At 56.1% G+C, this 23,317-nt stretch carries 21 protein-coding genes and 2 pseudogenes; 11 read left to right on the plus strand and 12 right to left on the minus strand.

Features of this window, described 5'->3' with window-relative positions:
- The first annotated feature begins 166 nt into the window (after window positions 1-166).
- The 4 genes from dbpB to AC3ITY_RS13570 all read left to right on the plus strand — a co-directional run bounded on the left by dbpB (window position 167) and on the right by AC3ITY_RS13570 (window position 2,697).
- Window positions 167-1,222, plus strand: a complete 1,056-nt coding sequence (dbpB, locus tag AC3ITY_RS13555) for a DGQHR domain-containing protein DpdB (RefSeq protein WP_095974524.1) — start codon at window positions 167-169, stop codon at window positions 1,220-1,222.
- Window positions 1,223-1,254: 32 nt separating this feature from the next.
- Window positions 1,255-1,692, plus strand: a complete 438-nt coding sequence (locus AC3ITY_RS13560; RefSeq protein WP_489309820.1) for a hypothetical protein — start codon at window positions 1,255-1,257, stop codon at window positions 1,690-1,692.
- Window positions 1,693-1,736: 44 nt separating this feature from the next.
- Window positions 1,737-2,099: a 6-carboxytetrahydropterin synthase QueD gene (gene queD, locus AC3ITY_RS13565; RefSeq protein WP_489309822.1), complete on the plus strand. Its 363-nt coding sequence runs from the start codon at window positions 1,737-1,739 to the stop codon at window positions 2,097-2,099.
- 130 nt (window positions 2,100-2,229) lie between these two features.
- A complete protein-coding gene (locus tag AC3ITY_RS13570) occupies window positions 2,230-2,697 on the plus strand; it encodes a hypothetical protein (RefSeq protein WP_489309824.1) in 468 nt (155 codons plus the stop codon).
- 109 nt (window positions 2,698-2,806) lie between these two features.
- Here AC3ITY_RS13570 and AC3ITY_RS13575 read toward each other — a convergent pair whose 3' ends face one another.
- Both AC3ITY_RS13575 and mobH read right to left on the minus strand, forming a co-directional pair.
- Window positions 2,807-3,565: a hypothetical protein gene (locus tag AC3ITY_RS13575; protein WP_489309826.1), complete on the minus strand. Its 759-nt coding sequence runs from the start codon at window positions 3,563-3,565 to the stop codon at window positions 2,807-2,809.
- A 157-nt stretch (window positions 3,566-3,722) separates the two neighbouring features.
- Window positions 3,723-5,456: a MobH family relaxase gene (mobH, locus tag AC3ITY_RS13580; RefSeq protein ID WP_489309828.1), complete on the minus strand. Its 1,734-nt coding sequence runs from the start codon at window positions 5,454-5,456 to the stop codon at window positions 3,723-3,725.
- Between the two features lie 223 nt (window positions 5,457-5,679).
- Here mobH and AC3ITY_RS13585 point away from each other — a divergent pair.
- The 5 genes and pseudogenes from AC3ITY_RS13585 to AC3ITY_RS13605 all read left to right on the plus strand — a co-directional run.
- A pseudogene (locus AC3ITY_RS13585) lies at window positions 5,680-5,820 on the plus strand (DUF7740 domain-containing protein); the annotation flags it as partial.
- Entirely contained in the window at window positions 5,812-6,807 is a 996-nt protein-coding gene (locus AC3ITY_RS13590) for a sugar ABC transporter substrate-binding protein (protein WP_489310861.1), read from the plus strand. The pseudogene AC3ITY_RS13585 and the gene AC3ITY_RS13590, both read left to right, overlap by 9 nt.
- A gap of 84 nt (window positions 6,808-6,891) precedes the next feature.
- Complete coding sequence (locus AC3ITY_RS13595) at window positions 6,892-8,403, plus strand: sugar ABC transporter ATP-binding protein (RefSeq protein WP_489309830.1); 1,512 nt, start codon at window positions 6,892-6,894, stop codon at window positions 8,401-8,403.
- A complete protein-coding gene (locus tag AC3ITY_RS13600; RefSeq protein WP_169369562.1) occupies window positions 8,396-9,451 on the plus strand; it encodes an ABC transporter permease in 1,056 nt (351 codons plus the stop codon). The genes AC3ITY_RS13595 and AC3ITY_RS13600 overlap by 8 nt, the downstream gene beginning before the upstream one ends.
- A 126-nt stretch (window positions 9,452-9,577) precedes the next feature.
- Complete coding sequence (locus AC3ITY_RS13605; RefSeq protein WP_489309832.1) at window positions 9,578-10,258, plus strand: GntR family transcriptional regulator; 681 nt, start codon at window positions 9,578-9,580, stop codon at window positions 10,256-10,258.
- Window positions 10,259-10,331: 73 nt separating this feature from the next.
- Here AC3ITY_RS13605 and AC3ITY_RS13610 read toward each other — a convergent pair whose 3' ends face one another.
- The 4 genes and pseudogenes from AC3ITY_RS13610 to AC3ITY_RS13625 all read right to left on the minus strand — a co-directional run.
- Complete coding sequence (locus AC3ITY_RS13610) at window positions 10,332-11,348, minus strand: zinc-binding dehydrogenase (protein WP_489309834.1); 1,017 nt, start codon at window positions 11,346-11,348, stop codon at window positions 10,332-10,334.
- A 188-nt stretch (window positions 11,349-11,536) separates the two neighbouring features.
- Window positions 11,537-11,728 carry a hypothetical protein gene (locus AC3ITY_RS13615; protein ID WP_489309836.1) on the minus strand — a complete coding sequence of 64 codons (192 nt, stop codon included), beginning with the start codon at window positions 11,726-11,728 and terminating at the stop codon, window positions 11,537-11,539.
- Between the two features lie 162 nt (window positions 11,729-11,890).
- The gene (locus AC3ITY_RS13620) at window positions 11,891-12,562 is read right to left on the minus strand and encodes a LysR family substrate-binding domain-containing protein (protein ID WP_489310863.1); all 672 of its coding nucleotides are present in this window, start codon (window positions 12,560-12,562) and stop codon (window positions 11,891-11,893) included.
- 39 nt (window positions 12,563-12,601) lie between these two features.
- Window positions 12,602-12,751, minus strand: a pseudogene (locus AC3ITY_RS13625) (LysR family transcriptional regulator); the annotation flags it as partial.
- Between the two features lie 527 nt (window positions 12,752-13,278).
- Between AC3ITY_RS13625 and AC3ITY_RS13630 the strand changes: the two are divergent.
- Window positions 13,279-13,842, plus strand: coding sequence for a hypothetical protein (locus AC3ITY_RS13630; protein ID WP_489309838.1), 564 nt, complete (start codon window positions 13,279-13,281; stop codon window positions 13,840-13,842).
- A gap of 763 nt (window positions 13,843-14,605) precedes the next feature.
- Here AC3ITY_RS13630 and AC3ITY_RS13635 read toward each other — a convergent pair.
- The 6 genes from AC3ITY_RS13635 to AC3ITY_RS13660 all read right to left on the minus strand — a co-directional run bounded on the left by AC3ITY_RS13635 (window position 14,606) and on the right by AC3ITY_RS13660 (window position 22,240).
- Window positions 14,606-15,547, minus strand: a complete 942-nt coding sequence (locus tag AC3ITY_RS13635; protein WP_489309840.1) for a cupin — start codon at window positions 15,545-15,547, stop codon at window positions 14,606-14,608.
- Between the two features lie 119 nt (window positions 15,548-15,666).
- On the minus strand, window positions 15,667-16,983 hold the full coding sequence (locus tag AC3ITY_RS13640) for an MFS transporter (protein ID WP_489309842.1): 1,317 nt from the start codon (window positions 16,981-16,983) through the stop codon (window positions 15,667-15,669).
- Window positions 16,984-17,104: 121 nt separating this feature from the next.
- Window positions 17,105-17,926, minus strand: coding sequence for an enoyl-CoA hydratase (locus AC3ITY_RS13645; protein ID WP_489309844.1), 822 nt, complete (start codon window positions 17,924-17,926; stop codon window positions 17,105-17,107).
- A complete protein-coding gene (locus tag AC3ITY_RS13650; protein WP_489309846.1) occupies window positions 17,923-19,362 on the minus strand; it encodes an aldehyde dehydrogenase family protein in 1,440 nt (479 codons plus the stop codon). The genes AC3ITY_RS13645 and AC3ITY_RS13650 overlap by 4 nt, the downstream gene beginning before the upstream one ends.
- Complete coding sequence (locus AC3ITY_RS13655) at window positions 19,359-20,153, minus strand: enoyl-CoA hydratase/isomerase family protein (RefSeq protein ID WP_489309848.1); 795 nt, start codon at window positions 20,151-20,153, stop codon at window positions 19,359-19,361. The genes AC3ITY_RS13650 and AC3ITY_RS13655 overlap by 4 nt, the downstream gene beginning before the upstream one ends.
- Window positions 20,150-22,240, minus strand: a complete 2,091-nt coding sequence (locus AC3ITY_RS13660; protein WP_489309850.1) for an acetate--CoA ligase family protein — start codon at window positions 22,238-22,240, stop codon at window positions 20,150-20,152. The genes AC3ITY_RS13655 and AC3ITY_RS13660 overlap by 4 nt, the downstream gene beginning before the upstream one ends.
- A 172-nt stretch (window positions 22,241-22,412) precedes the next feature.
- On the opposite strand from AC3ITY_RS13660, the gene AC3ITY_RS13665 reads away from it, so the two are divergent.
- Complete coding sequence (locus AC3ITY_RS13665) at window positions 22,413-23,309, plus strand: LysR family transcriptional regulator (protein WP_489309852.1); 897 nt, start codon at window positions 22,413-22,415, stop codon at window positions 23,307-23,309.
- Window positions 23,310-23,317 lie beyond the last annotated feature (8 nt).

The following is a 23,317-nucleotide window of genomic DNA, read 5'->3' on the forward strand; positions in this document are numbered from 1 at the left end:
TGTTTTTGACGGGTGTTGCATTTATCTGAGGCTGACAATTTACCATTTAATAACTGTATGGGCCAATGCGCTTAGGCTAGTTTTTATGCGGAAGGGTTGGTATAAGAGCCTCAATACTGCTGCTACCCCTCTTTCTGGGTGGCCGTTCGATGAAGGAAGAGACTCATTGCTTAAGTTCAGCGCAATCAAGGCGTTACAGAGCCCAACCCACCAAGTGGTATCGTTTGCGGCTACCGTTGAGCAGATTTTGGCGATCGCTAGCATCGACCGAGTCAAGCGTGATGATCGTGGCGCCCTTCATGGCTTTCAGCGGCCACAGGTGTCCAAGCACATACGAGAGATCCGCGACTACCTCTCCCGTCCCGATGCGGTAATGCCCAATGCTGTGGTGTTAGCGTTTACCAGTGGAGTCCGGGTGGTGGAAGGAAATGGAGCCTATGCAGAAATTGAGGTGGATATTTCATCCGGCCCTCCTGGGTTCGTTGTGGATGGTCAGCAGCGCCTATCTGCGTTAGCTGGGCTCGAGGGGAGTTCGTTCCAGCTATTGGTGTCTGCTCTTGTGTGTGAAAATCAGGAAGAGCTTCGCCGGCAATTCATTCTCGTCAACAACACCAGTCCATTACCGAAGTCGCTGGTATATGAGCTGCTCCCGTCTGTCAGCGGCCTTCCTTTCAGAATGACTTCCCGCGCCCGCGCAGCCCGCATCGTGGAAATGCTGAATTATGACGATCGATCTTCTTTGCAAGGACAGATCAAGCAGCATACCAACCCCTCAGGAGTCATCGGCGATACGTCGCTCCAGAAACTGGTAATGAATTCCCTATCCGACGGTTACTGTCGGGAGGTGATTGAGTTGTCGGGAGGTGAGGATCGGTGTTTCTTGGCTATCAGTGAGTTTTTCCAGGCGGTCCAGGAGGTGTTTGGAAATGCTTGGCATGGTCATACCCCTAAAAGCTCTCGTCTCGTCCATAGCGCGGGGATTATTTCCATGGGGTTCGTCATGGAGCAGTTGTGTGCTACAGGAGCGCCACTGGCCCCAGTATTCAAGTTAGGCCTTAGAAAGCTACAAGGATATACAGCTTGGACGCTCGATTCGGGAGAGTGGTCCTTCAAAACAGGCAACCGGCCATGGAATGGAGTTCAGAATTTACATGGTGATATTCATCTTTTGACTGATCATTTGACCAGGGTGGTTCGAAGTTCGGAACTCGTACCTAGCTAACTGGTGCTCATGACTAATAATTAGGAGGCATTATGACTACTTTGGTTTCCTCGGATCTGTCTCCAGCCCTGGCCAGTGACGCCAGTGTAAAAGAGTTCTCTGAAGTCATTCTTCATCTATCCATGGCTTTTCAGGAGGCATTGAGAAGGCTTTCAGGGCAGGACGAAGCTTTCCCTTCGGAAGGGTATGGCATGCTGACTGAAGCCTACGGTTTGCGGACGCGTGCGAATATTCTCTACCTAACGCCATCTACCCATGTGGTGCAGGCATTAAATTTTTCCCAAGCCGCTATGTTGGGGAAATTCGAAGAAATATTGAATTGTTTGAGTGATGTAACCGATTTGCGCACTGTTAACTCCATTTTGGTTTCCGTGATCACCCTTGCGTCAGCGCTGGGTGAGGGGCGAGCCAAAGTTGTAGAGTTTTTGTTTGAATCGTTATGCGTCGACCTTGAATCTTGGAAGGTTTAGTTTAGCTGTTTGGTTTTTTGTCGCGTGGGATACGGGAGGAATCAGTGGAGATTTTTAAAGAGTTCGTTTTTGAGGCCGCTCATCGACTGCCCAATGTCCCAGAAGGGCACAAGTGTGGGCGTCTGCACGGTCACTCCTTTCGTATTGCAATTCATATTGATGGCCCAGTCGATAGAACGTCGGGTTGGGTCAGGGATTTTTCCGAGATAAAGGAGATTTTCGCGCCTCTGTATGAACGCTTAGATCACAATTATCTTAATGAAATACCCGGACTGGAAAATCCGACGAGCGAGGTTTTAGCCGTTTGGGTTTGGCAGGAACTAAAGCCATTACTTCCGGAACTATCCGCAGTACGTATTCACGAGACATGTACAAGTGGATGTATTTATAGAGGGCCGGTGGTGTAGCCACTCTCGTGTAAAGAAAGTAGAGCTATGCACAGTGTGTAATTCACCGGATAGGTCTAGGCTTTGATTGTTGAGTTTAGTGGTTAATTTCCTTGCCAGGTTCGGCACTCGACCCTGTAGGGAGGTGGATATGGTCAAGCCTAACAACGGTCGAGGTAAAAGTGCTAGGCGTGCTCAGACTCGCTCACCATATTCTCTGAAATGGTACCAGGCGAAGATTACTTCTTGGGGCTTTTCGTGGTCATTTCGAATGGCTACCCGACGCGAAGTATCGTCTGGGGAGGACTCTATCCAAGAGTTCGCTGTCCTCACTTTCAAAGGTACTGTGGTTTATCCAGAGGAATTTAAGTATCCGGAGATAGAAATTCAATTGGTGGAACGTGTTACCTTGATCCAAAATGAGAGTATTACTCCAAGTATTGGTTCGATGAGCGCAAATGGTCGATTGCTCTCGGTCTACGTCTCAGTTCCTGTGGAACGGATGAAAACATTGGTATCCGTTGCCCCTCACGTGCTGGTCGTTGATTTTCATGCATCGCCTTTACGTTATCGTCGAGCGTTAGTCGTGTCGATACAATTAGATACTGAGGTGGAGTAATGTTTGGGCGCTGATCAAGGCGTATGTATCGAGTGAGCAAGGCAGGTAATGGTGTCAGGCGATCCCGTACCAAAGGTGCTAATCCGGCAACGTTGCATTGCACCGAAACTCAGTTCTCCCCATCCAACAACTTAGCCGCCCTGAACCTCTCTTCGAGCACCAGCACCACACCTGGGTAATACCTGGGACCGGAAATGAAGCCTTCATGACCGAGGTGTGGAAAGGTGTAGGCATAACTGGTTTCCTTGCCTCCGGGACGTACAAATCCCCGCTGCTCCTCTAGCCAGGTATTTAGCAGCGCCATGACTTGTTCCGGATCCACATTCCCTAATTCGTCGGTGACGGCGTTTAGTGGCAGCGAAGGCACGATGAAGGTGGCGGCGAAACGGTGGTCTGTATCGTTAGCCAGATGCCCGCTGTCCTTCCAGGCAGCCTGCAAGCCCTTGTGCACATTGCGTGTTGGGTTGGAGCGTGGCCCGACCCGTTGCCAAGCTTGCTTAGCCTCGAAACCGAAGCAAACCTTGCGATTGGTGACATAGAGATCACATCGTCCCGGGCGCAGGTCGCCCGATTCCACGCCATCGGCTTTAACTTTGTGGCGCTTGCCCGTGGAGAACTCCTCCAAGGCCACCCAGTTTTCCATGGACCAGGCGGCGCCGGCCAGCGAGCTAAGAGTGGCACGCTCGTTGTACCACCAGCAGTTATCGACATACTTATGGATCGCCGCGTAACGCTCCACCATCGCCGTCCATTGCTCCAGTAGGGTCTTAAGTGAACCCTTGGGGGCCTTTACCTTGGTAAGCGATGTCATGTGGGTTCCCTTGTGATCTTCTTGATCGCAGAGCCGGTGGCCATTGATGATTTCCATCTATTTGTATTAGTGGCTAAAAGACATAATGCTGTCAATGTAGATGCCACTGTCCTTCGCCAACCATGAGCTTAGTAAGACGATGTATGTGACGGCCCCGTCCGTGCCCAGGTAAGTCGCGGTGCCCCACCGAACTATGCGCCTGGCCTATTTGGCGCTATGTCATTGGAAGTTTGTCGATTTTAAGAAAGGGATTATCGGATGGTATCGATTCGAACAGCAGTTTTGATTCTTCAAGTAAATAGCCTTTGAGTGTCGCTCTCTTCCGCGGACCTTCGATTTGGCAAGTCCAGATGTTCAAACCATTTTCACGCTTCCTGTGGACATTCAGTTTCTCGAACTGCTTCTGCACCCAGCGCCATTCTTCAATCTTTTGATTGGCACCCTGTGAGACGCCGGGAAACTCCTGGGCGTAGCGTTGGAAGAGACCAGGTGTTACCAGAAACACCAAACCGCTCACGGTGTGCACCTTGGCCTTGCTGTCGTTGATGATCACCTTGTGGCTTAGGATGCCTTCCTTGACCCAATTCAGGAATGCCTGGCCAGGGTTGTCCGAAGTGGGATTTGAAATTCCGAGAGCGCTTTCTGACGGTTCTTCACGAACCTCAGGTTCTGCCGAGTCGAACATATCCAGTAGCGTCCCGAGATAGTCGGCATCTTCCATCGCTATGGGATCTGTCGGCGAAGAGCTCTGACGCGATCCTGTACTGACAGTCTTAGGCACTGGTGGTGATGCCGAAGCGTCATTCGAGTGACCATCAGTTGCAATGCTCACCGTTCCGCTGAAAGCCTCAGGCCGATCTTCGTTCCCCCAGATCAACGCCGGTTGAAGGCGCAGAAAGGTAAAGCTCTGCTGCCAGTCTCCCTGTGCCACTAGCGCAGTCCAGATGGCTTTGCCTTCCGGCGTGGACTCAACCAATCCATGCGATTGGAGTTCGTCGAACACGGCAATGTTGGATGAGGGAATGCCTTCAATCGCTTGTGAAAGCAAATAAGCTCGTAGCTTGTCTGTGACTGCCTTGCTGACTAGCCACAGGGCGTCGTGTGTCAGCCAGCCCGCGGCGCCTGGCTGGTTGAGTTTCAACTCGTGCTGAACCAGATGACGCAGCCCGCTGATCAGGTGATGTTGCAGCGAATGAATCGGCGCTTGCAGCGCCTTATTTGGATTCCCGCCGATATTCTGCGCGGTAGAGACGCGGTCGGCCTGAATGACCAATTCGCCCAGCACGCCGGCACGTTCGTATTGGCCCGCCAGGACATACAGCAGGCTGGCCCACAGCGCCGGAAAACCAATGAGCCAATCGAGGATCGGCCGGTCGAGAATCTGGGTGTAGAGCAAGCCTGCGGCGGCACCGTGCAGATGGTAGTCACGACCTTTGAGGTAACGAAAACGGTAGGGCTGATCCAGGGGACCCTGCCAAGGATGCCAAAGCCGGCCATCCTGGCGTTCGACCTGCAGGTCCACGGCGATCTTTCCGATGTCATGCAGCAGGGCGCCATAAGCAATGCCCGCCGACCAGGCGTCAGTTTGGGCGGCCTGGTCTTCGGGTGCGGCGCCGGTGGGCAGCAGATACGACTGACGCAATTTCAAACTGCAAGCGACCAGCTCCAGGCCATGGTCGAGCATGCCGCCGAGATACGCATGGTGGTGTGTCTCGCTGGCCGGGAGTTGCTGGACCAGTTCGGCATAGCGATGGATCGGATTTAAATAGAGTTGGGTGAATTGTGCGTGAGAGAGGGCGGTGTATTGCCAGATGCGATCGAGCAACTGGCGGCGATGCTCCGCCGCCAACAAGCTGTGGGCTGACTCAACAGGTAAGTAACCTTCGGCGACGTTGACGGTCGGTGGCGGAGGGGGCTTCTGCCTTTTGTGGCGAAACAGACTGAGCATCGTGACCTCCGGGAAGTCGCTGGGTCAGTGGCCTTTTAGCCTTTTCGGATAGGGCTCTTACCCTTGAGTCCCCATTCCCTTCCAACCCTTACCCGTCCTTTTGGCTCGTGTCCCTTTGTGCGGCAATCGGAATATGGATACTGCTAGACATCGTTTTGTTAGGGGGCTGGTACGAAAAAGAAAAGAGTCGGTACACTGCGGTGCATATTTTTTGGGTCTTGCCATGAACCTCACTGACGCCACGCTCGTGCTTCTGCTCGCAGCACGTATCCATGGGACAGACGACGCCGTCAGGGCCTCGGCGAAGAGCGTGGTCAAGAAGTTGCCGCGCAGCAAGCGCGATCTGATCTACAAGATGATCGACGACTCGAAAACCATCGCGAAAAAGTACAACTACGATATTGAGCTGCAAGTGGCTGACAGCGATGTCGCCAAGCAGAGTGCCCAGGTCGATAACTTCATTACCCTGGGCGTCGATCTGATCGTGATCGATCCGACCGATGTCCTCGGTTCGGTGTCGGATGTCGAGCGGGCAGTGGCCGCCGGTATTCCGGTGATCACCGTCGGCACCGCCCCGGACGCCCGCGCGCCGGTGATCACCACCAGCACCGGCAACCCGTACGGCAGTGGATTCGAGGCAGGGCGTTACGTTGCGGCCAAGACCGATCCGGCCAAGGTGATCAACGCGGCCATGGTCATTGGGGTGATGGGCAACTCGACGTCCGAAAGCCGACTCAACGGCATGATCTCCGGGATCGTTTATGCGCGCTCGCAAGAGCGGAAGCTGGGCCTTTCCAAAGAAGACGCAATGCTCAAGGGCTTCAAGCTGTTCCAGCAGGTCAAGGCCAAGGGCAGCTTCAGCTGGCAGGAAGGTGGCTTCAACGTACTCGCCTGGGGTCGTGGTGACTGGACCGAAGAGGGTGGTCTGGCGGCCACGGAAGACATCCTTTCGTCCCAGGGTGACAAACTCAATCTGGTCTTGGCAGAGAACGACTTCATTGCCATTGGCGCGATCAATGCCCTGGAAAATGCCGGTAAGAAAAACAGCGTCATGGTCGCTTCCGCCGCCGGCAGCTTTAGCGTGGCGCTGGACTTGATCAAGCAAGGCAAGTTGCTGGTAAGTGCCACCAACAGCGGTTCGGAAACCGGTGTGGCCGCTATCGAGTTGATCCACCAGATTCTCGACAAGGGACTGGATGCCAACAACTTGCCGCTGGCGTCCTACTTCCCGGTCACGCTGATCACACCGGACAACGTCGACACCTACATCAAGGCCGACAGCTTGCCGCCGTCCACTGAAACCGTCCCGCCGTTCCGCTCCATCGAGCAGATCAAAACCGCGATGAAGTGATTACGCACGGTTAACCGGCCTGTGACCGCTGTGTTTGACGGCGGCCACAGCTCGAATGGCAACAGTTTATAGACGGTGAACACAATGAACGCGATGCACAAACCTGCCGTAGAGATGCTCGACATCTCGAAGAAGTTCGGAGGTATCAGTGCCCTGAACAGCGCGAGTTTTTCGGCCCGTGCGGGAGAAATCCACGCACTGATGGGCGAGAACGGTGCTGGCAAATCAACCTTGATGAAGATCCTTTCCGGGGCCTACGTGCGCGATGCCGGCGGGGTCAGTCTGAACGGCGAGAAAGTCGATATTCGCAAACCCGGCGATGCGCTCAAGCTGGGTATTTCGATCATCTACCAGGAGTTTGCCCTGGCCCCGCATTTATCGGTGGCCGAGAACATCTGCATCGACGATCTGGGCAAGAGCAAGGGGTTTGTCCAGTGGGCCGCCATGCGCAAAAAAGCCCGGGCGATTCTCGATGAACTGGGTTTCAGCGAGATCGATGTACGCCAGCCGGTCGGCAGTTTGCCGGTGGCGTACCAGCAAGCGGTGGAGATCTGCAAGGCACTGTCGCGTAACTCGTCGGTGCTGGTCTTCGATGAGCCGACGGCAGTGCTCACCTCCCATGAGGCCGAGAAGCTGTTCAAAATCCTTGATGAATTGCGCCGCAAAGGCGCGTGCATCGTTTACGTCTCGCACCGCATGGATGAAATTTTCCGGATCTGCGATCGCGCCACGGTGCTCAAGGACGGCAAGACGGTCGGCACACTGGAACTGGCTGACATTACCGAGCGTGGCTTGATCGAGATGATGATTGGTCGCGAGCTGAGTGACCTGTTCCCGCCGCGCACTCCATGCATCGGCGAGGTGTTGCTGAAGGTCGAGCACCTGTGCGCGGGACGTCTGGTGCGCGATGTGAGCTTTGAGGTACGGGCGGGAGAAGTCCTCGGCTTTTGTGGGCTGGTCGGTGCCGGACGGACCGAAACCATGCGCGCGATCTTCGGGGCTGATCGAAAAACCTCCGGCGCGCTGTACCTCGATGGCCGGGAGATCCACAACCGAACACCACGGGAAGCCATTACCAATGGCATCGGCCTGTTGCCCGAGGACCGCAAGCAACAAGGCGTGTTGCTGGAGATGTCTATACGGGTCAACGGCGCGCTTCGTCCTAACAGCCCCTATACCGGGAGTATGGGCTGGATTGCTAGTGGCCGGGAGACCCAGGGTATCGAAGCCTTGCGCCAGCAACTGGCGGTCAAGACGCATTCGATCGAGCAGTTGGTCGGTGACCTGTCAGGGGGTAATCAACAGAAAGTCGCCCTGATGAAATGGGTCGATGCGGGCTCCCGCGTGCTGATTCTCGACGAGCCTACCCGTGGCGTGGATGTGGGCGCGAAAACGGAAATCTACCGGGTCATCAATGACCTCGCTGAACAGGGCGTGGCGATCATCATGGTCTCTTCGGAAATGATTGAAATCATCGGCATGTGTGATCGCGTGCTGGTAATGCGCGAAGGCGCGATCGCCGGCGAACTGGTGGGCGAGCGCATTAAAGAACAAGAAATGATTTGCCTGGCAATGGGAGTCGAGCACCATGAGTAACCCTAATTCCAAGCTGGCCACGGCCGAGCTTTTGCAGGAAAACAATCACGCTCGAGAAAGCCGGGCAGGCCGACGTTCGTTGCAGCGTCTGTTTCTGGAACACAACGCGCTGGTGATGCTGGTGGTACTGGCCGTCGTCGCCAGCGTGCTCTCGGCGGACTTCTTCACGTATCAGAACCTCGGCAACCTGTTGCGCCAATTGACGCCGTTGCTGCTGGTCAGCATCGGTATGTTGATTGTGATCCTGACAGCGGGCATCGATTTGTCCGTTGCCTCGGTCGCTGCCGTGGGTGGAATCGTGGTTGCGATGACCCTCAATGTGCTTCCGGTTGAAGGTGGTTTCGGGTTGCTGCTGGCTGTGGCGATTGCGGTGGCGGCCGGTGTCCTGATGGGACTGGTGACAGGCACCTTTATCGCGTACTTCCGCATGGCCCCTTTTATCGCGACCCTGGCCATGATGACGGTTGCTCGTGGCCTTGCGTTCATCCTGTCCAACGGTCAGCCACAACGGCTGGATGACAGACTGGTCAGTGCCCAGTTGTTACGTGATTTCGGCCGGTTGGCCGACGGCGTGCTGGGGATCCCGTGGCCGGTGTGGCTGGCGGGGCTGGTGACGGTGGTATTTGCCTTGATCCTGCGCTACAACGCCTATGGCCGCCTGACCATCGCCAGTGGCAGCAATGAAACCGCTGTGCGCCTGGCGGGTATTCCGGTGGAGCGCTACAAACTCGCCGCCTATGGTATTTGCGGCGGCCTGGCAGCATTGGCTGGGGTGGTGATTGCTTCGCGCTCAGGTGTAGCCACACCCAGCGCCGGCATGGCCCTGGAACTGGACGCCATCGCCGCTTGCGTGATCGGAGGGGCACTGCTGTCCGGTGGCAAAGGCACGATTTTCTACACCGTCGTGGGTGTGCTGGTGTTGGGGTTGATCGGCAACATCATGAACTTGCTGAGTGTGCCGGCCTATCCACAACAGATCATCAAAGGCGCGATTATCGTCATCGCGGTGTTGTTGCAAGGCGTCGGTCGGCGCGATGCACGCATATAAGCAAGTCGTCAGCCGGAGTGGCAGGCGCAAGTTGATGATGTATGATGCGTTATCGACGTTTCAGGTCGGCAGATTCACAAGTCTGTCGCCCGACGCACAGTAATCGACCATGGAGATCGAGTAACAGTGACTGTGCATAAGCCCATTGATAAAGGCAACTTGAGCGAACAGGTGTATTCCATCATCCGCACCGCGTTGATGGACGGGCAATACCAGCCCGGGGATCGATTGCGCATCAGTACATTGGCCGAAGAATTCGGTGTTTCGATCACCCCCGTGCGGGAAGCTATTTTCCGTCTGGTCAGCGACCATGCGCTAGACATGAAAGCCGCGACCTCGATTTATGTGCCGGAGCTGACGGTCAGCCAGTTGCGTGAAATCCAGCTGATCCGCCATTTGCTGGAAGGCGAGGCGGCGGGTGTAGCGGCCCAGCGGATCACCCGACCTGAACTGGAGAAACTCGAAGCCATTCAGGATGCGTTCCAGAAAGCGGTAACGGTCGATTACAAACAAGCAGCGTTGCTCAACCGGGAGTTTCACTTCGGGTTGATCTCTGCAGCACGCATGCCCGTGGTGTCGAAAACACTCGAAAATATGTGGGTTATCATGGGGCCGCTGCTGAGCCGGTTTCACGCCGAGGTCCCCAAGCGGGAGCTGGCCAGTGCCAAACACAAGCATTTCGAAGTACTGGAAGGTTTGCGCACCCGAGACTCGACCAAGGCCAAAGACGCGCTGCAAGCGGACATCGCTTGGGGTGAGCTGATGATCGATTGGTTGGAGAAAAAGGAAAATCTCGCGGAGGTATAACCAGAGCGCCTCCGTTCGGTCATGCTGATCTGTCGCCCGAGTGCTCCCTAAAAGAGCCTCGGGCGATTTCTTTTTACGGCTGTCCGGAAGGCGTGACGCCTGACTCGTTCAACAGGGCAATCCATTTTCCACCTTCGCCACCTTGCTTGAGAGCCAGCAGGGCTTCAGGAAGGTTACGAAAATCAAAGATTCGACGTTCAGGTATTGTCAGGCGACCGCCCAGCATGCTTTCGAGAAGGTGTTCGCCAGCGTCTCGAAGCAGTTGTCGATCGCTCAGGCTTGCGTAGGAATGGAAGCTGTTGAGCGCAACCTCATGCAAGGAAATCGCGGTGCTGAAGGCCGGCAGCGGTGCAGTTTCCTGCCGATCCTGAATGCACACCAGATGACCGTTATAACCCAGCAGAGGTGCCAGCGCCGCTGCATGCGCGCCACTGACAGTATCGAAAACAACCTTGAGGCGACGCTCACCCAGGCTAGCTTGAAGGTTTTGCTGCCAGTTGCGGTCCTGGTAGTCGAATACGCCAACGGCACCCAGCGCTTTCAAGTTCGCCTGATGCTTTGTGCCCGCCGTGGCCCACACTCGGCAACCACGTTGCACTGCCAGTTGTACCAATAGCAGGCCCACCGCGCCACCGGCACCGACCACCAACATATCGCTCGGCCCGCTAACCGGTACTTTGTCCAATGCTTGCCAGGCGGTAAGGCCGGGGCAGGGGAGCGACGCGGCGATGGCGTCATCGAGCGCGGCCGGCACCGTCATTACGGTCGCGGAATCGAGCAAACAGAACTCGGCAAAACTGCCATCGCGTTCCAGTGACTGGTGATATGCCACGCGAGTCCCTGGTTTGATTGGGACTCCGGCACCGCAGGCAACCACAACGCCCATGCCATCCACGCCAGGCACGTGGCCGGTGTTCCACGCGGGGTGACCCCATTCGATGATTTTCCAGTCCACCGGGTTAAGCGCCAGCGCTCGGTTGGCAATCAGAACCTCACCCGGGCCAGGTTGCACAAGGGGTTTGCGGATCAGTTGTAATCCGTGGATACCTTGACCAGCGGTCCAGGACCAGGCGGCGAAATCAGCGTGCATCGGGAGTCCTCATGAAAGGTCGGATTGAAGCTATTTCAATCTGGTAACAGGCTTCGAGTGGTCATGGGTGCGCCACACTTAAGGCCGGTAGTATCCCTTCAGGCATCCATGGGGAGAACGTTGAATTACGCAAAGGAGTTGTGATCAGGAATCATCAATTGACTCGACGTAATTCTAGGTACCACTGATTATTCATGTTTGCTGTCGATCAACACTGAGTCGTTGTCTGGCAGTTGCACATCACTGTGTACCTTGCTTTTTGCCGGGACGATTTCATTGAGCTGCAGGGCGATCAGCGGTCCGACGCCGAGGGCGCGGAGTGCTAGCAGCAGCGTTTTATATCCCGCGTCGCCGTCCAGGAAAGCCCTAAGCAATTCCACTTGGGGCTCTTGCTGACTCGCCATCGGGATCAGCGCACGCCCGCGAGTGGATCTCATCTCATTCTGAAAAAACCTCTATTTCTACAAACCACTCATTTTCTGATCTGAATACTGAATTAGCAGATGTGAAGCGGCGCGGTCATAGAGGGTGACGAAGACACGTCAAGGGAACACTTCAGCGGCTACCGCGAGAAACTGACTGAGCGTGGCGCTCTGATCTGACCGGCGCCATGCCATTCCGTGGAGCAGCGGCGCTTCCTTGGGCGAGAGAGGGCGGAAGGTCACGCCTTCGATGCCGCGCGCTTGATTCTCAAGTGGCATGATGGCTACGCCATTACCGGCAGCCACATGACACAACAGTGTCTGGGAGGCCGCAGATTCCTTGACGATCCGTGCGCGAAAGCCGGCACGGAAGCACTCGATATCGACCGCTTCGCGAAGATGAAACCCCTCGTTTGCCGGGTATGCGACGAATGCTTCATCGGCCAGTTGCTTTACCGGCACACTCGTCAACTCGGCGAGCGGGTGCCGATAGGGCAGAACGACCGCGAGTTCACTGGTGATCAGTGTCCGCGACTCAAGGTCGACATGGTGCAGAGGCAGGAAACACAGCGCTACATCTATTTCCTTATTGAGCAGCGCCAGTTCCATCGCCCCGGATGGCGATGGACCCACGATGTCGAGTCCGATGGCAGGATGCTGGTCCCGGAATTCGCGGATCAGGCGTGGCAGTACTAGATCGCTGGCCAGGCCTGTGTAGCCAATTCGCAACTTGCCAACGATGCCTCGTTCTACCTGTCGACTCGCCTCCACGGCTCCTGCCAGCATTTGCATGGCCTCATTCAGCTTGTCGAGAAACACCTGTCCGGCCGGCGTTAGTGCGACGTTGCGAGTGGATCGTTCGAACAGCGTGACTTGCAGCTCGCTTTCCAGTTCCTTGATGCGCAGGCTCAATGGCGGCTGGCTCAAGTGCAGCCGTCTCGCGGCGCGTGTGAAACTTAACTCTTCCGAGACCGCAAGAAAGGTCTCGAAATGAGGTGGAGTATCTTGTTAAGTTAGAAGATAAACTCTCTGATAAGCATGGCTATTTGGCAGATCAAAAGCTGAAAATCGATTTCGGAGGGCGTCGTTACAAAGTGTCAGCCGGCGCAAAACGCTACTTCTTCGATTTTCCTAAGAGTGTGACTATCTCTGGTGTCATTGCGGATTTTTGCAAAGGTACGTTCCCGTGATCTCAGCCCTGAGTTGAAGTAGAGGGCGTGACAGATTTGAGTAGGGTTCTATTGGCTGGGTGGGATGGCGCGACCGACCCAAAGTCAGAAAGAACAGCGGTAATGCGCGTTATATGATAGGCCATCCGGCATGGCATGGCGTGCCGTCTAATAGCAGTTAAACTTTTAAGGAGTAATAGCGATGCCTATCACTATTCCTGATTCCTCCTGGTATAGAAACAAGAGTTCTGAGAGGGGTGCTCCTTCTTCGTGCCCTTATGCGAATGTACATAAGTGCCCAAGGTACTATGCAAGTATATATATGCTGGCGAGGCTAGGATGATCACCTCTATTAATGCTGATAAAAAAGAAGCTTTGGATGCATTCTGGGAAGACTCAAGGCTGTTACCAGTTATTGGCGAAGACGATACCAGCATAAGCGGGTCTAATGGAAAGCCGAGTTCATTTTCGAATTTTTGTCCTGAAGTGATTTTTGCTTATTTTCGTTATTACGCAAACTATCTAGGCAGGTACGTGGATGAAATTGATAAGGATTGCGGGCATAGGATTGCGGAAAGGGAAAATATTCCGGGCGACTGGAGGTATGAATGGGGATATATTTCAGCATGCCACTATTTAGACTGTAGCGTTTATAGCCAAGTTCATGAGTTCAATTCAAAAGGCATAGGTAAATTTGACAGGCTGGCTCATTCTAACGTTGTGGTCTTGATAGGCAGGATGGAACAATGTCTTGAAAATAATGACCCTGCAGGAGTTTTGCATGCCGCAGCAAATATACTTGAAACAACAGCTAAGGACATAATCAAAAGTGACAGCATAAACAATCAAACACTGGGTGGTTTCATTGAGAGATACAAAAAAGAATCATCACTCCCCGAGTGATGTAAAGGATGTTGTTGGCAAAATATACGGTCTTAGGAATACAATGCCGCTATCTGGTCATGGTAGCACTGAAACGCCAAACATCAAGATGCAAGATGCAAGATGCAAGATGCAAGATGCAAGATGCAAGATGCAATTGTGATCGCTGCTGCCACAAAGTTTATTGTTGAAATTGAATATCGCACTAAAAAATCTAACACGCCAAGTCAGGAGCATTACGTTCGCGGAATTTTTAGAGGCTAAGCTTTTGCTCGCCGATTGAATCCACAGTCGTAAGTAGCCAATCGGGAACGTCTGTTTTTGGCCGATTCTGTTGAAAAAGTCGGCCATGGTTTTCGCAGGTGAAAAGTACGCGTCCGAGATTGAAATCTTTACTTTCGGTCGAGGCTTCCAGACGCAGATTTCACGCAGCAGCGTGCAAAGGAGGCGTTTTCACCAGTCAATGATTAGGTAGTTTGGGATGACTGACTTTTTCAACAGAATCGGCCGATTGCTGTCTGTTGCGTCGACCGGTTGAATCCACAACCCAAAGCAGCCATTCACAGGACGCTTTGCACGCATGTTCGCCTTGATGTTTATCGTGGCGCCTTGAGCCAGGGATTGGATTCGTCACGGCACCTTAGAAGGTTTTAATAATCCGATAACTTTGCCTTATCAATCCTGATAGCCGGAGGCGAACTGCCCACGTCGTGGGCAATCTGGCCAGCAGGGCTCGTCACATCGGCTAGCGCGCGTGCCGAGAGCGATCCGGTGCCAGCCAGGCTCAACTGAAACGAATGTCCAGTGTGCGAAGATGCGTCTGCAACCCGGCATCCTGAATGGGGATCAAAAACGCTTCTTGATCCGACTCGTTGAAATGAGCGTGCCAGTAGCCCGGTGGGGTCACAAATGCCAACCCAGGAGCCCAATCCACCCGAACAGGATTGCGTATTTGGCCGTCAGCATCCAGTTCAGGCCCAACCAATGAATAGCAACCCGTTGGGCAGTCGATGATGAAATCCAGCGCAATGGACTGGTGCCGGTGCGGCTTCTGGATCGAACCAGCAGGGAGAATCCCGTACATGGCCCAGAGCACGTGGGTCACAGTTCTGGTTTGTGGAAAATTACGATTGCCTAACAAGATGCTGATACGGCTGCGATCTTGAGCGCGCGGGTCATCAGCAGCTTCACGCAGCTTCGCGTTGGCGGTCTGCGCCGGATACAACGTAGGCGCAAACCGATCGGTGCTGCCGGTGACACCCAGATAACGCAGCAGAGGCTCGTCATGCACATAGTAGAGGCGAGCATCCTCAGTGGCACTGAAACAGGCATCCAGAAGACCTGGCAGCGCAATGAAGCAGCCTTTAGACCATTCAATGACGTGTTCACCCTGAATCACTTTGCCTGCGCCGGCAATCACATAAAAAACCTGTGAGGTCGCATTGGGTTGGAGCGTAAGGCTGTCACCCGCATTGAGACGGATGAAGTTTGCGCATAGGCCCGGCCCTGTTGCGGGACCTTCACAGCCCAGGGCGTCACTCAGGTCCAGCGGTACGACCCGCGTTGGTCCAGTGTCATAGAGTGTCGCCGCAAAGCTATGGTATGGAATTCGGCTAATGAGGTTGGCGCTGATCGGGTTCGCGGCCTTGCTGTACTCGAAGTACTCGGCTTCCCGTTCGTTTGCCCGCACTACGTCAAATGCATCGGGGTTGAGTTGGCTGTTCATGATCATCTCTGGCTGGACATCCGCATGAGCAACAACGCCCGTGCGGGATGAGAAGTGAGCGCAGCTTCTGCTGGATTGAGCCCGGAAGCTGCGACGGGTTACTTACAGAGGTTGCTGATTCATCGGTTGACCATTTTGGCTGGCACGAACACCAGGATGATCACGGCCGACAGGAACACGCAGCCAGCGACGATTACCAGGCCCGTAGTCATCGATTGAGTCAGGTCTCTGAGGGCGCCAAGCAGCGCGGGGCCGGCGAAACTTGCCAGGTTGCCGGTGGAGTTGATCAGCGCAATGCCGGCTGCCGCTCCTGCACCACCCAGGAAGGACGTCGGCAAAGCCCAGAACATGGGCAACGAGGTGATGATCCCGGCCGTGGCGATGACCAGGCCGGTAATGGCCAGCCAAGGTGTCAACGGGAAGAACGCGCAGATCAGAAAACCCGGTACTGCCACCAGCAATGGAATCACCGCATGCCAACGACGCTCACGGTGGCGGTCGGAGCTTTTGCCGGCCAGGTACATGCCCAGCAGTGCTGCCAGATAGGGCACTGCCGAAATGATTCCGATCATCCTCGGATCAGTGATGCCCGAGTTGCTGATGATGCTGGGCTGCCAGAAGCCGATGGTGCTGGTCCCCATGACCAGTAAAAACAGAATCCCGCACATCAACCACACTCTGCCGCCAAGCAGGCCCTGGCGTACCGAACTGTGTGTCTTGGTGCTGTTGTCGTTGCTGATCTCTTCGGCTATCAGTGTTCTTTCCTCTTCGCTCAGCCATTTGGCGTCGGCGACTTTATCGGTCAGAAAGAACATCACCACGAAACCGAGTATCAGTGCCGGCGCAGCTTCGATGATGAATAACCATTGCCACCCCGCCAGGCCGTGCACATCGTTCATGGTATGCAGGATATAGCCCGATACCAGGCCGCTGAGGATGCCGGAGACTGGATTGCCCGCCATCAGGAACGCAACCATCTTGCCCCGACGATGAGCAGGAAACCAAAGGGTGAGATAGAGCACGATGCCCGGGAAAAAGCCTGCTTCGGCAATACCCAGGAAGAATCGCGCGATGTAGAACTGCATCGGCGTCTGCACCAGCGCGGTCGCCGCCGAGATCAGCGACCAGGTGATCATGATGCGAGCGATCCAGCGTCGCGCTCCGACCCGGTGCAGGATCATGTTGCTGGGCACTTCAGCGAAGAAATAGCCAATGAAGAACACACCGGCACCCAGGCCATACACCGCGTTGCTGAAGGACAGATCGTTGAGCATGGTCAGCTTGGCGAAGCCGACGTTGATCCGGTCCAGGTAACTGACGACATAGCAAAGGAACAACAATGGCATGAATCGCCACATGACCTTCTTGAACGTTGAGTCGGCTAGGGTAGGGACCTGCACGCCGGTGTGTTGCTGCGCTGTATTGAGAGTAGTCATCGCTGACTCCTTGTTATTGTTATGGAGTGCTCGTGATATCAAATGCCGTGTAATCGTCAGCGCAACAGTCGAAGCTATGCTCCGCTGACGATTGTCGCAGCTCTGCAGTGATTCGGGATAATCAGGTGCCGCTGAAACGCGCCGGTCGTCGCTCCATGAAGTGCGCCACGCCTTCTTTGAAGTCGTCGCTCTGGATGCTCAGGAACATCTCCCGGTTAGCCTGCGCGATGGATTCTGTGAGTGTCTGAAAAGGCGATTCACCTAACTGCTGCTTGATGACTCGCACAGAGCGGGGCGAGACATTGATTGCCAGATCTTCGGCGTATTTCAGTGTTTGCTCCAACAGACTGTCTGGCGAAAACAGCCTGTTGACCAGACCCATGCTCAATGCCTCCTGCGCCGTTACCTTGCGTGAAGAGAGCAGCAAGTCGGCGGCGTGGCCTGGCCCGACAATACGTGGCAGCAACCAGGCAATGCCGTGTTCGGCAATCAGCCCGCGCTTGGCGAAAGCCGTGGAAAACACCGCCGTATCACTGGCAAAACGCATGTCGCTGTACAGGGCCAATACCAACCCCAGCCCCGCGGCTGCGCCATTGATCGCACTGATGATGGGTTTTCGTACGCCAGGAAAATACGAGTAACGGCTTTGATAGTCGGCTCGACGGTTCATGTCGTAGGCACGCATCCAGGTCATTTCACTGATGTCGTCAGGTGGTAGCACCTCGAGTTCATCAATGTCCATGCCGGCGCAGAATGCCCGACCGTTGCCGGTCAACACGATGACCCGAACGCTGTCGTCGCGATCCAGCTGAGTGAAAGCTTCACGTAGTTCAGCCTCCATCACCTTGGTCAGCGCATTCATTTTATCGGTGCGCATCAGTGTCACCACGGCCACGTGCTCTTGAGCACCGAAGCGGCTGAGTTCGATTTGCTTGAAATTCATGATTTTTCCCTCCCACTGCTGACGGGCATTTGGATGGCGCGTATCTCCACAAACTCCTCGATGCCGTACTTCCCGCCTTCACGGCCCAGACCGGAGTCACCGAAGCCACCGAAGGGGGCCGCCGGGTTATACGGCGCGCCATTGACGTCGACTTGTCCTGCGCGCAATTGACCGGCGAGCATCAACGCATGATCGATCTGACCTGCCCATACGGCAGCGGCCAGGCCATAGGCCGTGCCATTGGCAATTTCCAGGGCTTGCTGTTCGCTCTCGTAGGTGATGACACTGAGCACCGGACCAAACACTTCCTGTTGCGCCAGCGTTGACTGAGGCGGGACGCGACCGAAAATCGTCGGGGCAATGAAGTATCCGTTCGCAGGCACCTGCGCCTGGCTGCCACCGGCAATCAGGTCCAGGCCTTGAGACTCACCCTCGACGATCATCGCGTGAACGCGATCGCGATGCGCTGCTGACACCAGGGGGCCCATGCGCGTGGCTGGATCCAGGGGGTCGCCTAACGTCAGGCGAGTGACGGCGTCAGCGAGCAAGGCGCGATAGGTGGCATACAACTCGATGGGCACGAGTAAACGGGTCAGCGAGTTGCACGATTGGCCCGAGTTCAGAAAGCACGACCCGACTACCTGGCGCACCACAGTTTCAGCGGGGGCATCCGCGGTGGCGATGCAGGCTGATTTACCCCCCAGTTCCAGGGAAACACGCTTCAAGGCCTGGCCTGCCGAGGCGGCAATACGTCGGCCCACGGCGGTCGAACCGGTGAAAGACAGTAAGGCGACATCCGGATGATCGACCAGCGCCTGGCCGGTGGTGGCATCCCCCAGGACAATGTTAAGTACGCCATTGGGCAAGCCTGCGGCGAGCGCAGCTTCACCCAATGCACGAGCGGTACAGGGTGCCAGCTCGGAAGGCTTGAGTACCACGGTGCACCCGGCGACCAAGGCCGCGGCGACCTTGGCAGTAATCTGGTGCAACGGGTAGTTCCACGGCGTGATCGCACCGACGACGCCTACCGGGACGTGGTTAATGGTGGAGTGACCAAGCGAGACGTTCGCCAGACACTCGACCGCCAGATCAGCCGTTGCGCGCCAGGCGAGAATCGGCGCCTGCACCTGTATCCGCTGAGACAACTTGAGCGGCATGCCGACCTCCGCCGCGACGCCTCGCGCTAACGGCTCGACCTGTTCTTCCAATTGATTGGCGATACCGCGCACATAGTCCGCGCGGGTGCTGACAGGCAACGTCGACCAGGCTGCAAAGGCGTTTTTTGCCGCCCGAACGGCGAGGTCGATTTCTTCGCTCGTGCCGTGGCTGACTTTTCCCAGCTCAGCTGCGCTTGCGGAATCGTGGATTGTGGTGGTGCTGGCTGATTGCGCCGGCGTCCAGATTCCATTGATCAGGTGATGTTGATAGGCAGTCATTGTTGGGTTCCTTTACGTGCACGCGCGTCTAGAAACGCGCTCATCAAGGTTTGAGGCTCGCCGCTGGCGTAGCACTCAAGCTGGGCGCGAATGCCTGCCGTGCAGGCATCGTCAAAGCCCGGTTGGGTCAGCGCGCGAAAGCGTTGTTTGGATAAGCGGATAGCTGTTTGGGGGAGTTGCGCCAACGTGCGGGCACGTGCCAACGCAGCGCCAATCACGTCCGAGGAATCAAGCTCGCTGACCAGGCCCATCTCATAAGCCCGTTGCCCGCTGACGAGTTCACCGGACAACGACAGCTGCGTGTTGTGGGTCAGGCTGACGTGCAATGACAACAAATAGGAGCCGACGATGCTGGCCAGACCGGCTTTCACTTCCGGTTGACCAATCCGGGCATCCGGCGCGGCAATACGCCAGTCGCCACAGAGCGCCAGTTGCATGCCGGCACCAGCGGCGACGCCATTGATGGCGATCACGCAGGGTTTGTCCAGATCGCGTACGGCCTGATACATGGCACGTTGCGCGTTCAGCCACGGAGCAATCTGCTTCCAGTCGACTGCGCATGCTTCCTCCAGATCCTGCCCGGCACAAAACGCCCGGTCACCGGCGCCCGCCAGGACGAGCGCTTTGACGCCCGGATCCTGATTGAGCTGCTCCAACGTGGCGATCAATGCACTGCGCAGGTGTTGGTTGACGGCGTTCAGATTGGCAGGGCGATTGAGCGTGACCAGTGCGACGTGATCCTTGATATCCACCAGGACGCTGCGTTGGTTATCGAGATGACTGATGTTCATGGTGCCTCCCTGTATTCGATAACGGCGTCGACAGCCACCACGCCTTCGGCCAGCACCATGAGCGGATTGACGTCCACGCTCAGCAGATTGGCCTGGTGTTGCAGGGCGAAATTGCCCAGTGCCACCGCAGCTTTTGCCAGGGCATCGACATCGAGTGCCGGCTGACCGCGAGCGCCCTTGAGCACCGGGGCAATGCGCAGTCGGCTGATCGCTTCCAGTGCCTGTGCCTGTGTGAACGGGGCCAGCAACGAAACGGTGTCCTTGCGAATCTCGACCAGGGTTCCACCTTCACCAATGACCACCAGCGGGCCGAACAAGGGATCGACGACAACGCCGAGCATGAATTCATGCAGGCCCTTGACCGAACGGGCGACGATCAGCTGTCCATGGGGGACATCCAGTTTGTCCAATGCGCCCAGGCACAGACGCGCCGCCTCCTGTGCTGCTTGCGGATCAGCAAGGTTCAGATGAACGAGGCCGTGTTCACTCTTGTGAGGGACCTGCGCTGCACACCCCTTGATGACGACACGCCCACCGAAATCGGCGGCGATGCGTGCGGCGCTTTCAGGGTCATGGCACACCAGGTGCTCGACCACCGGAACACCGGCATCCGCCAGCAATTTCAAACTGACAGCCTCGTCCTGCAGGCCGACATGCGTGCTCGGCGTCGCGGCAGACGGGGCGGGCAGGGGAGAACTTTGCCATTGGCAATGCCGGGCATACTGACGAAGCGCCGCCACTGCGTCGCTTTCGTTGCGAAAGCTCGGAACACCCGCTTGCTGGAAATGAGCTCGAACATCGGCCTGCGGCGCGGTCATAACCACGGGCTTGCCAGTCTGGTGCATGAACCGTGCTGAGGTTTCAGCCAGTCCCGGCACGTCGTAGCCCGGTCCTGCCACAGGGATCCCGATAAGAAACATGTCCGCCTGCGGGTCATTGCCAAGGGTTTTCAGAACGGCAGGAAACATGTCTCCGTTGCCGAGCAGCGCGGCGGTGAGATCCAGCGGGTTTGCAGCGCTGGCAAAGTCAGGAATCAGGCCTTTCAAGCGCTCAGTGGTCGGCGGGGCCAGCTCGGTCAGTGGCAGTCCGACCCGTTCAGCGGCATCGGCGCAAAGCACGCCCACTGCGCCACTGTGACTCATCACTACCGTCCGCCCCGCACCGGCAGCAAAGCCGCTCAGATACAGAGGTGCTGCGTTTACCAGCTCGTGAATATCATGGGCACGCCAGATGCCGTGCTTTTCGAGGAAGGCATCGAGGGCGCCGTCCTGGCCCACCATGGCTCCGGTGTGAGAGGCGGCTGCGGCGGCGCCCTTGTGACTCACGCCACCTTTGAGCAGCACAATGTGAGTGCCGTTTTGACGGGCTATGTGTGCGGCTTCGGCGAGCAGCATCGGATTCGAAACGGTTTCCACGTACACCAGAATCAGGCGGATGTGCGGGTCATCCACCAGTAGCCGGGTCAGCTCCGAAACACCCAGGTCCGCGTCATTGCCGGTGGCGGCCAGGTAGCGCACGCCGTAACCCTGTTCACGCAACATCGCGTAAGGCATGACACTCGCCGCGCCACTTTGACTGACAATTGCAATAGGCCCGTCCGCCGGAGGCACTTCCATGAACATGGTGCTGAAATTCAACACCGCACCGTTGGCAAAGTTGGCGAAGCCCTGAGCGTTGGGACCGATCAGGCGCATGCCATGCAGGCGGGCGAATTCCACCAGTTCATTTTGCAATTGGCGACCGCTCTCGCCCGTCTCGGCAAAGCCTGAGGCCATGACCACAGCGGTTGCGACGCCGAGCTTTGCGCAGGCCTTGATGGCTTCTACGGCCGCCAGACCCGACACCGCGATAATGGCCGCCTGCGGAACAACGTCGAGTGCGGCCAGATCGGCATAGCAGCGCAATCCTTGAACCGACTCGCGCTTGGGATTGATCGGCAGAATGCGGCCGGCGTAACCGAACTTGCGCATGTAGTGAATGGGCCGGCCACCCACTTTGTTGGGATCGTCCGACGCGCCAATGATGGCGACGCTTGAAGGGTCAAACAGCGACAGCGCTGTTGAACCGATTTTCTTGTTATGTGCCATGAGGGCTCTCGATTCTGAGGGTTGGCTTCAGGTCTGAATCGAGTCTAGGGAGAGGGGGTGGCATCCGGAAGAGTCATATAGGCGATATCAGATACAACAAAAAATGATGGCTGGAGCTGCGTGTGTCGTTTATGTTTCGACCTCTGGAACCGGGGCGACGAGGACGAGACTGATGAATCTCAAACAACTGCAAAGCGTGCTGCTGATGGAGGAGCTCGGGTCTATTTCCCGAACAGCGGTTGCGCTAGGCACCGCCCAGTCGCTGGTCAGTCGCCAACTGGCGCAACTGGAGACTGAGTGGGGCGATCAGTTGTTCGTGCGCACCGGGCGAGGCCTGGTGCTGTCGGACTTCGGGCGACTTGTGCTGCCAGAAATCCGTTTGTTGCTCGCGCAGGCTGAGCGCCTGGAAACATTGGTCAGAGAGTCCTCGGGCGTACCGGCGGGAACTGTGCATATCGGCGTCCTGCCATCGATGTCGCGCAAGTTGCTGCCGATGCTTTTCACTGAGCTGCAAACCCATGCTCCAGGGGTGCGCTTGCATGTGGTGGAGGGGTTCAGTGGTGATCTTGATGAGCAATTGGCGGCAGGTTCCCTGGACCTGATTGTCGTGAACCGGTATGGCATATCCACCGCCCGTGACGAAGAGACATTGGGAGTTGTTGATACTTACCTGGTGGGCAAGGCCGGAAGCCTTGCTGGAAATGGAGAGCCGATTGCGTTTACTGCGTTGTCGGGTTTTCCATTGATTTTGCCCTCTCGGCCAAATGGCTTGCGGACAACACTCGACCAATTGGCGCGTAAACATCAGGTCTCTTTGAACGTGGCTATCGAGGTCGACACGTTGAACGCAATGAAGGATGTCGCGGCTGTTGGGGGGGCGTTCACGATTCTGCCTTTTCTGGCAGTACAGGACGATGTCGAACGCGGATTGCTTGACGCGGTGAGGATAGACAAGCCGGAGATTAAAAGAACGATTGCCTTGGCATTCACTCACCAACACCCGTTGTCCAAAGCGGCCAGAGTCGTAGGAGGCTATGTTCGTGAGTTGTGCCAGTCACTGCTTGTTTAGGATTGCGA

It is taken from the genome of Pseudomonas sp. GL_091 (assembly GCF_057837725.1).

Bases quoted from the DNA above. Each gene is read 5' to 3' on its own strand.
- AC3ITY_RS13630 (WP_489309838.1), top strand. From the start codon at position 13,279: ATGATCACCTCTATTAATGCTGATAAAAAAGAAGCTTTGGATGCATTC.
- AC3ITY_RS13640 (WP_489309842.1), bottom strand. From the start codon at position 16,983: ATGACTACTCTCAATACAGCGCAGCAACACACCGGCGTGCAGGTCCCT.
- AC3ITY_RS13650 (WP_489309846.1), bottom strand. From the start codon at position 19,362: ATGACTGCCTATCAACATCACCTGATCAATGGAATCTGGACGCCGGCG.
- AC3ITY_RS13575 (WP_489309826.1), bottom strand. From the start codon at position 3,565: ATGGAAATCATCAATGGCCACCGGCTCTGCGATCAAGAAGATCACAAG.
- AC3ITY_RS13635 (WP_489309840.1), bottom strand. From the start codon at position 15,547: ATGAACAGCCAACTCAACCCCGATGCATTTGACGTAGTGCGGGCAAAC.
- AC3ITY_RS13595 (WP_489309830.1), top strand. From the start codon at position 6,892: ATGAACGCGATGCACAAACCTGCCGTAGAGATGCTCGACATCTCGAAG.
- AC3ITY_RS13570 (WP_489309824.1), top strand. From the start codon at position 2,230: ATGGTCAAGCCTAACAACGGTCGAGGTAAAAGTGCTAGGCGTGCTCAG.
- AC3ITY_RS13620 (WP_489310863.1), bottom strand. From the start codon at position 12,562: ATGCAAATGCTGGCAGGAGCCGTGGAGGCGAGTCGACAGGTAGAACGA.
- mobH (WP_489309828.1), bottom strand. From the start codon at position 5,456: ATGCTCAGTCTGTTTCGCCACAAAAGGCAGAAGCCCCCTCCGCCACCG.
- AC3ITY_RS13560 (WP_489309820.1), top strand. From the start codon at position 1,255: ATGACTACTTTGGTTTCCTCGGATCTGTCTCCAGCCCTGGCCAGTGAC.
- AC3ITY_RS13645 (WP_489309844.1), bottom strand. From the start codon at position 17,926: ATGAATTTCAAGCAAATCGAACTCAGCCGCTTCGGTGCTCAAGAGCAC.
- AC3ITY_RS13590 (WP_489310861.1), top strand. From the start codon at position 5,812: ATGATCGACGACTCGAAAACCATCGCGAAAAAGTACAACTACGATATT.
- AC3ITY_RS13660 (WP_489309850.1), bottom strand. From the start codon at position 22,240: ATGGCACATAACAAGAAAATCGGTTCAACAGCGCTGTCGCTGTTTGAC.
- AC3ITY_RS13665 (WP_489309852.1), top strand. From the start codon at position 22,413: ATGAATCTCAAACAACTGCAAAGCGTGCTGCTGATGGAGGAGCTCGGG.
- AC3ITY_RS13610 (WP_489309834.1), bottom strand. From the start codon at position 11,348: ATGCACGCTGATTTCGCCGCCTGGTCCTGGACCGCTGGTCAAGGTATC.
- AC3ITY_RS13655 (WP_489309848.1), bottom strand. From the start codon at position 20,153: ATGAACATCAGTCATCTCGATAACCAACGCAGCGTCCTGGTGGATATC.
- AC3ITY_RS13600 (WP_169369562.1), top strand. From the start codon at position 8,396: ATGAGTAACCCTAATTCCAAGCTGGCCACGGCCGAGCTTTTGCAGGAA.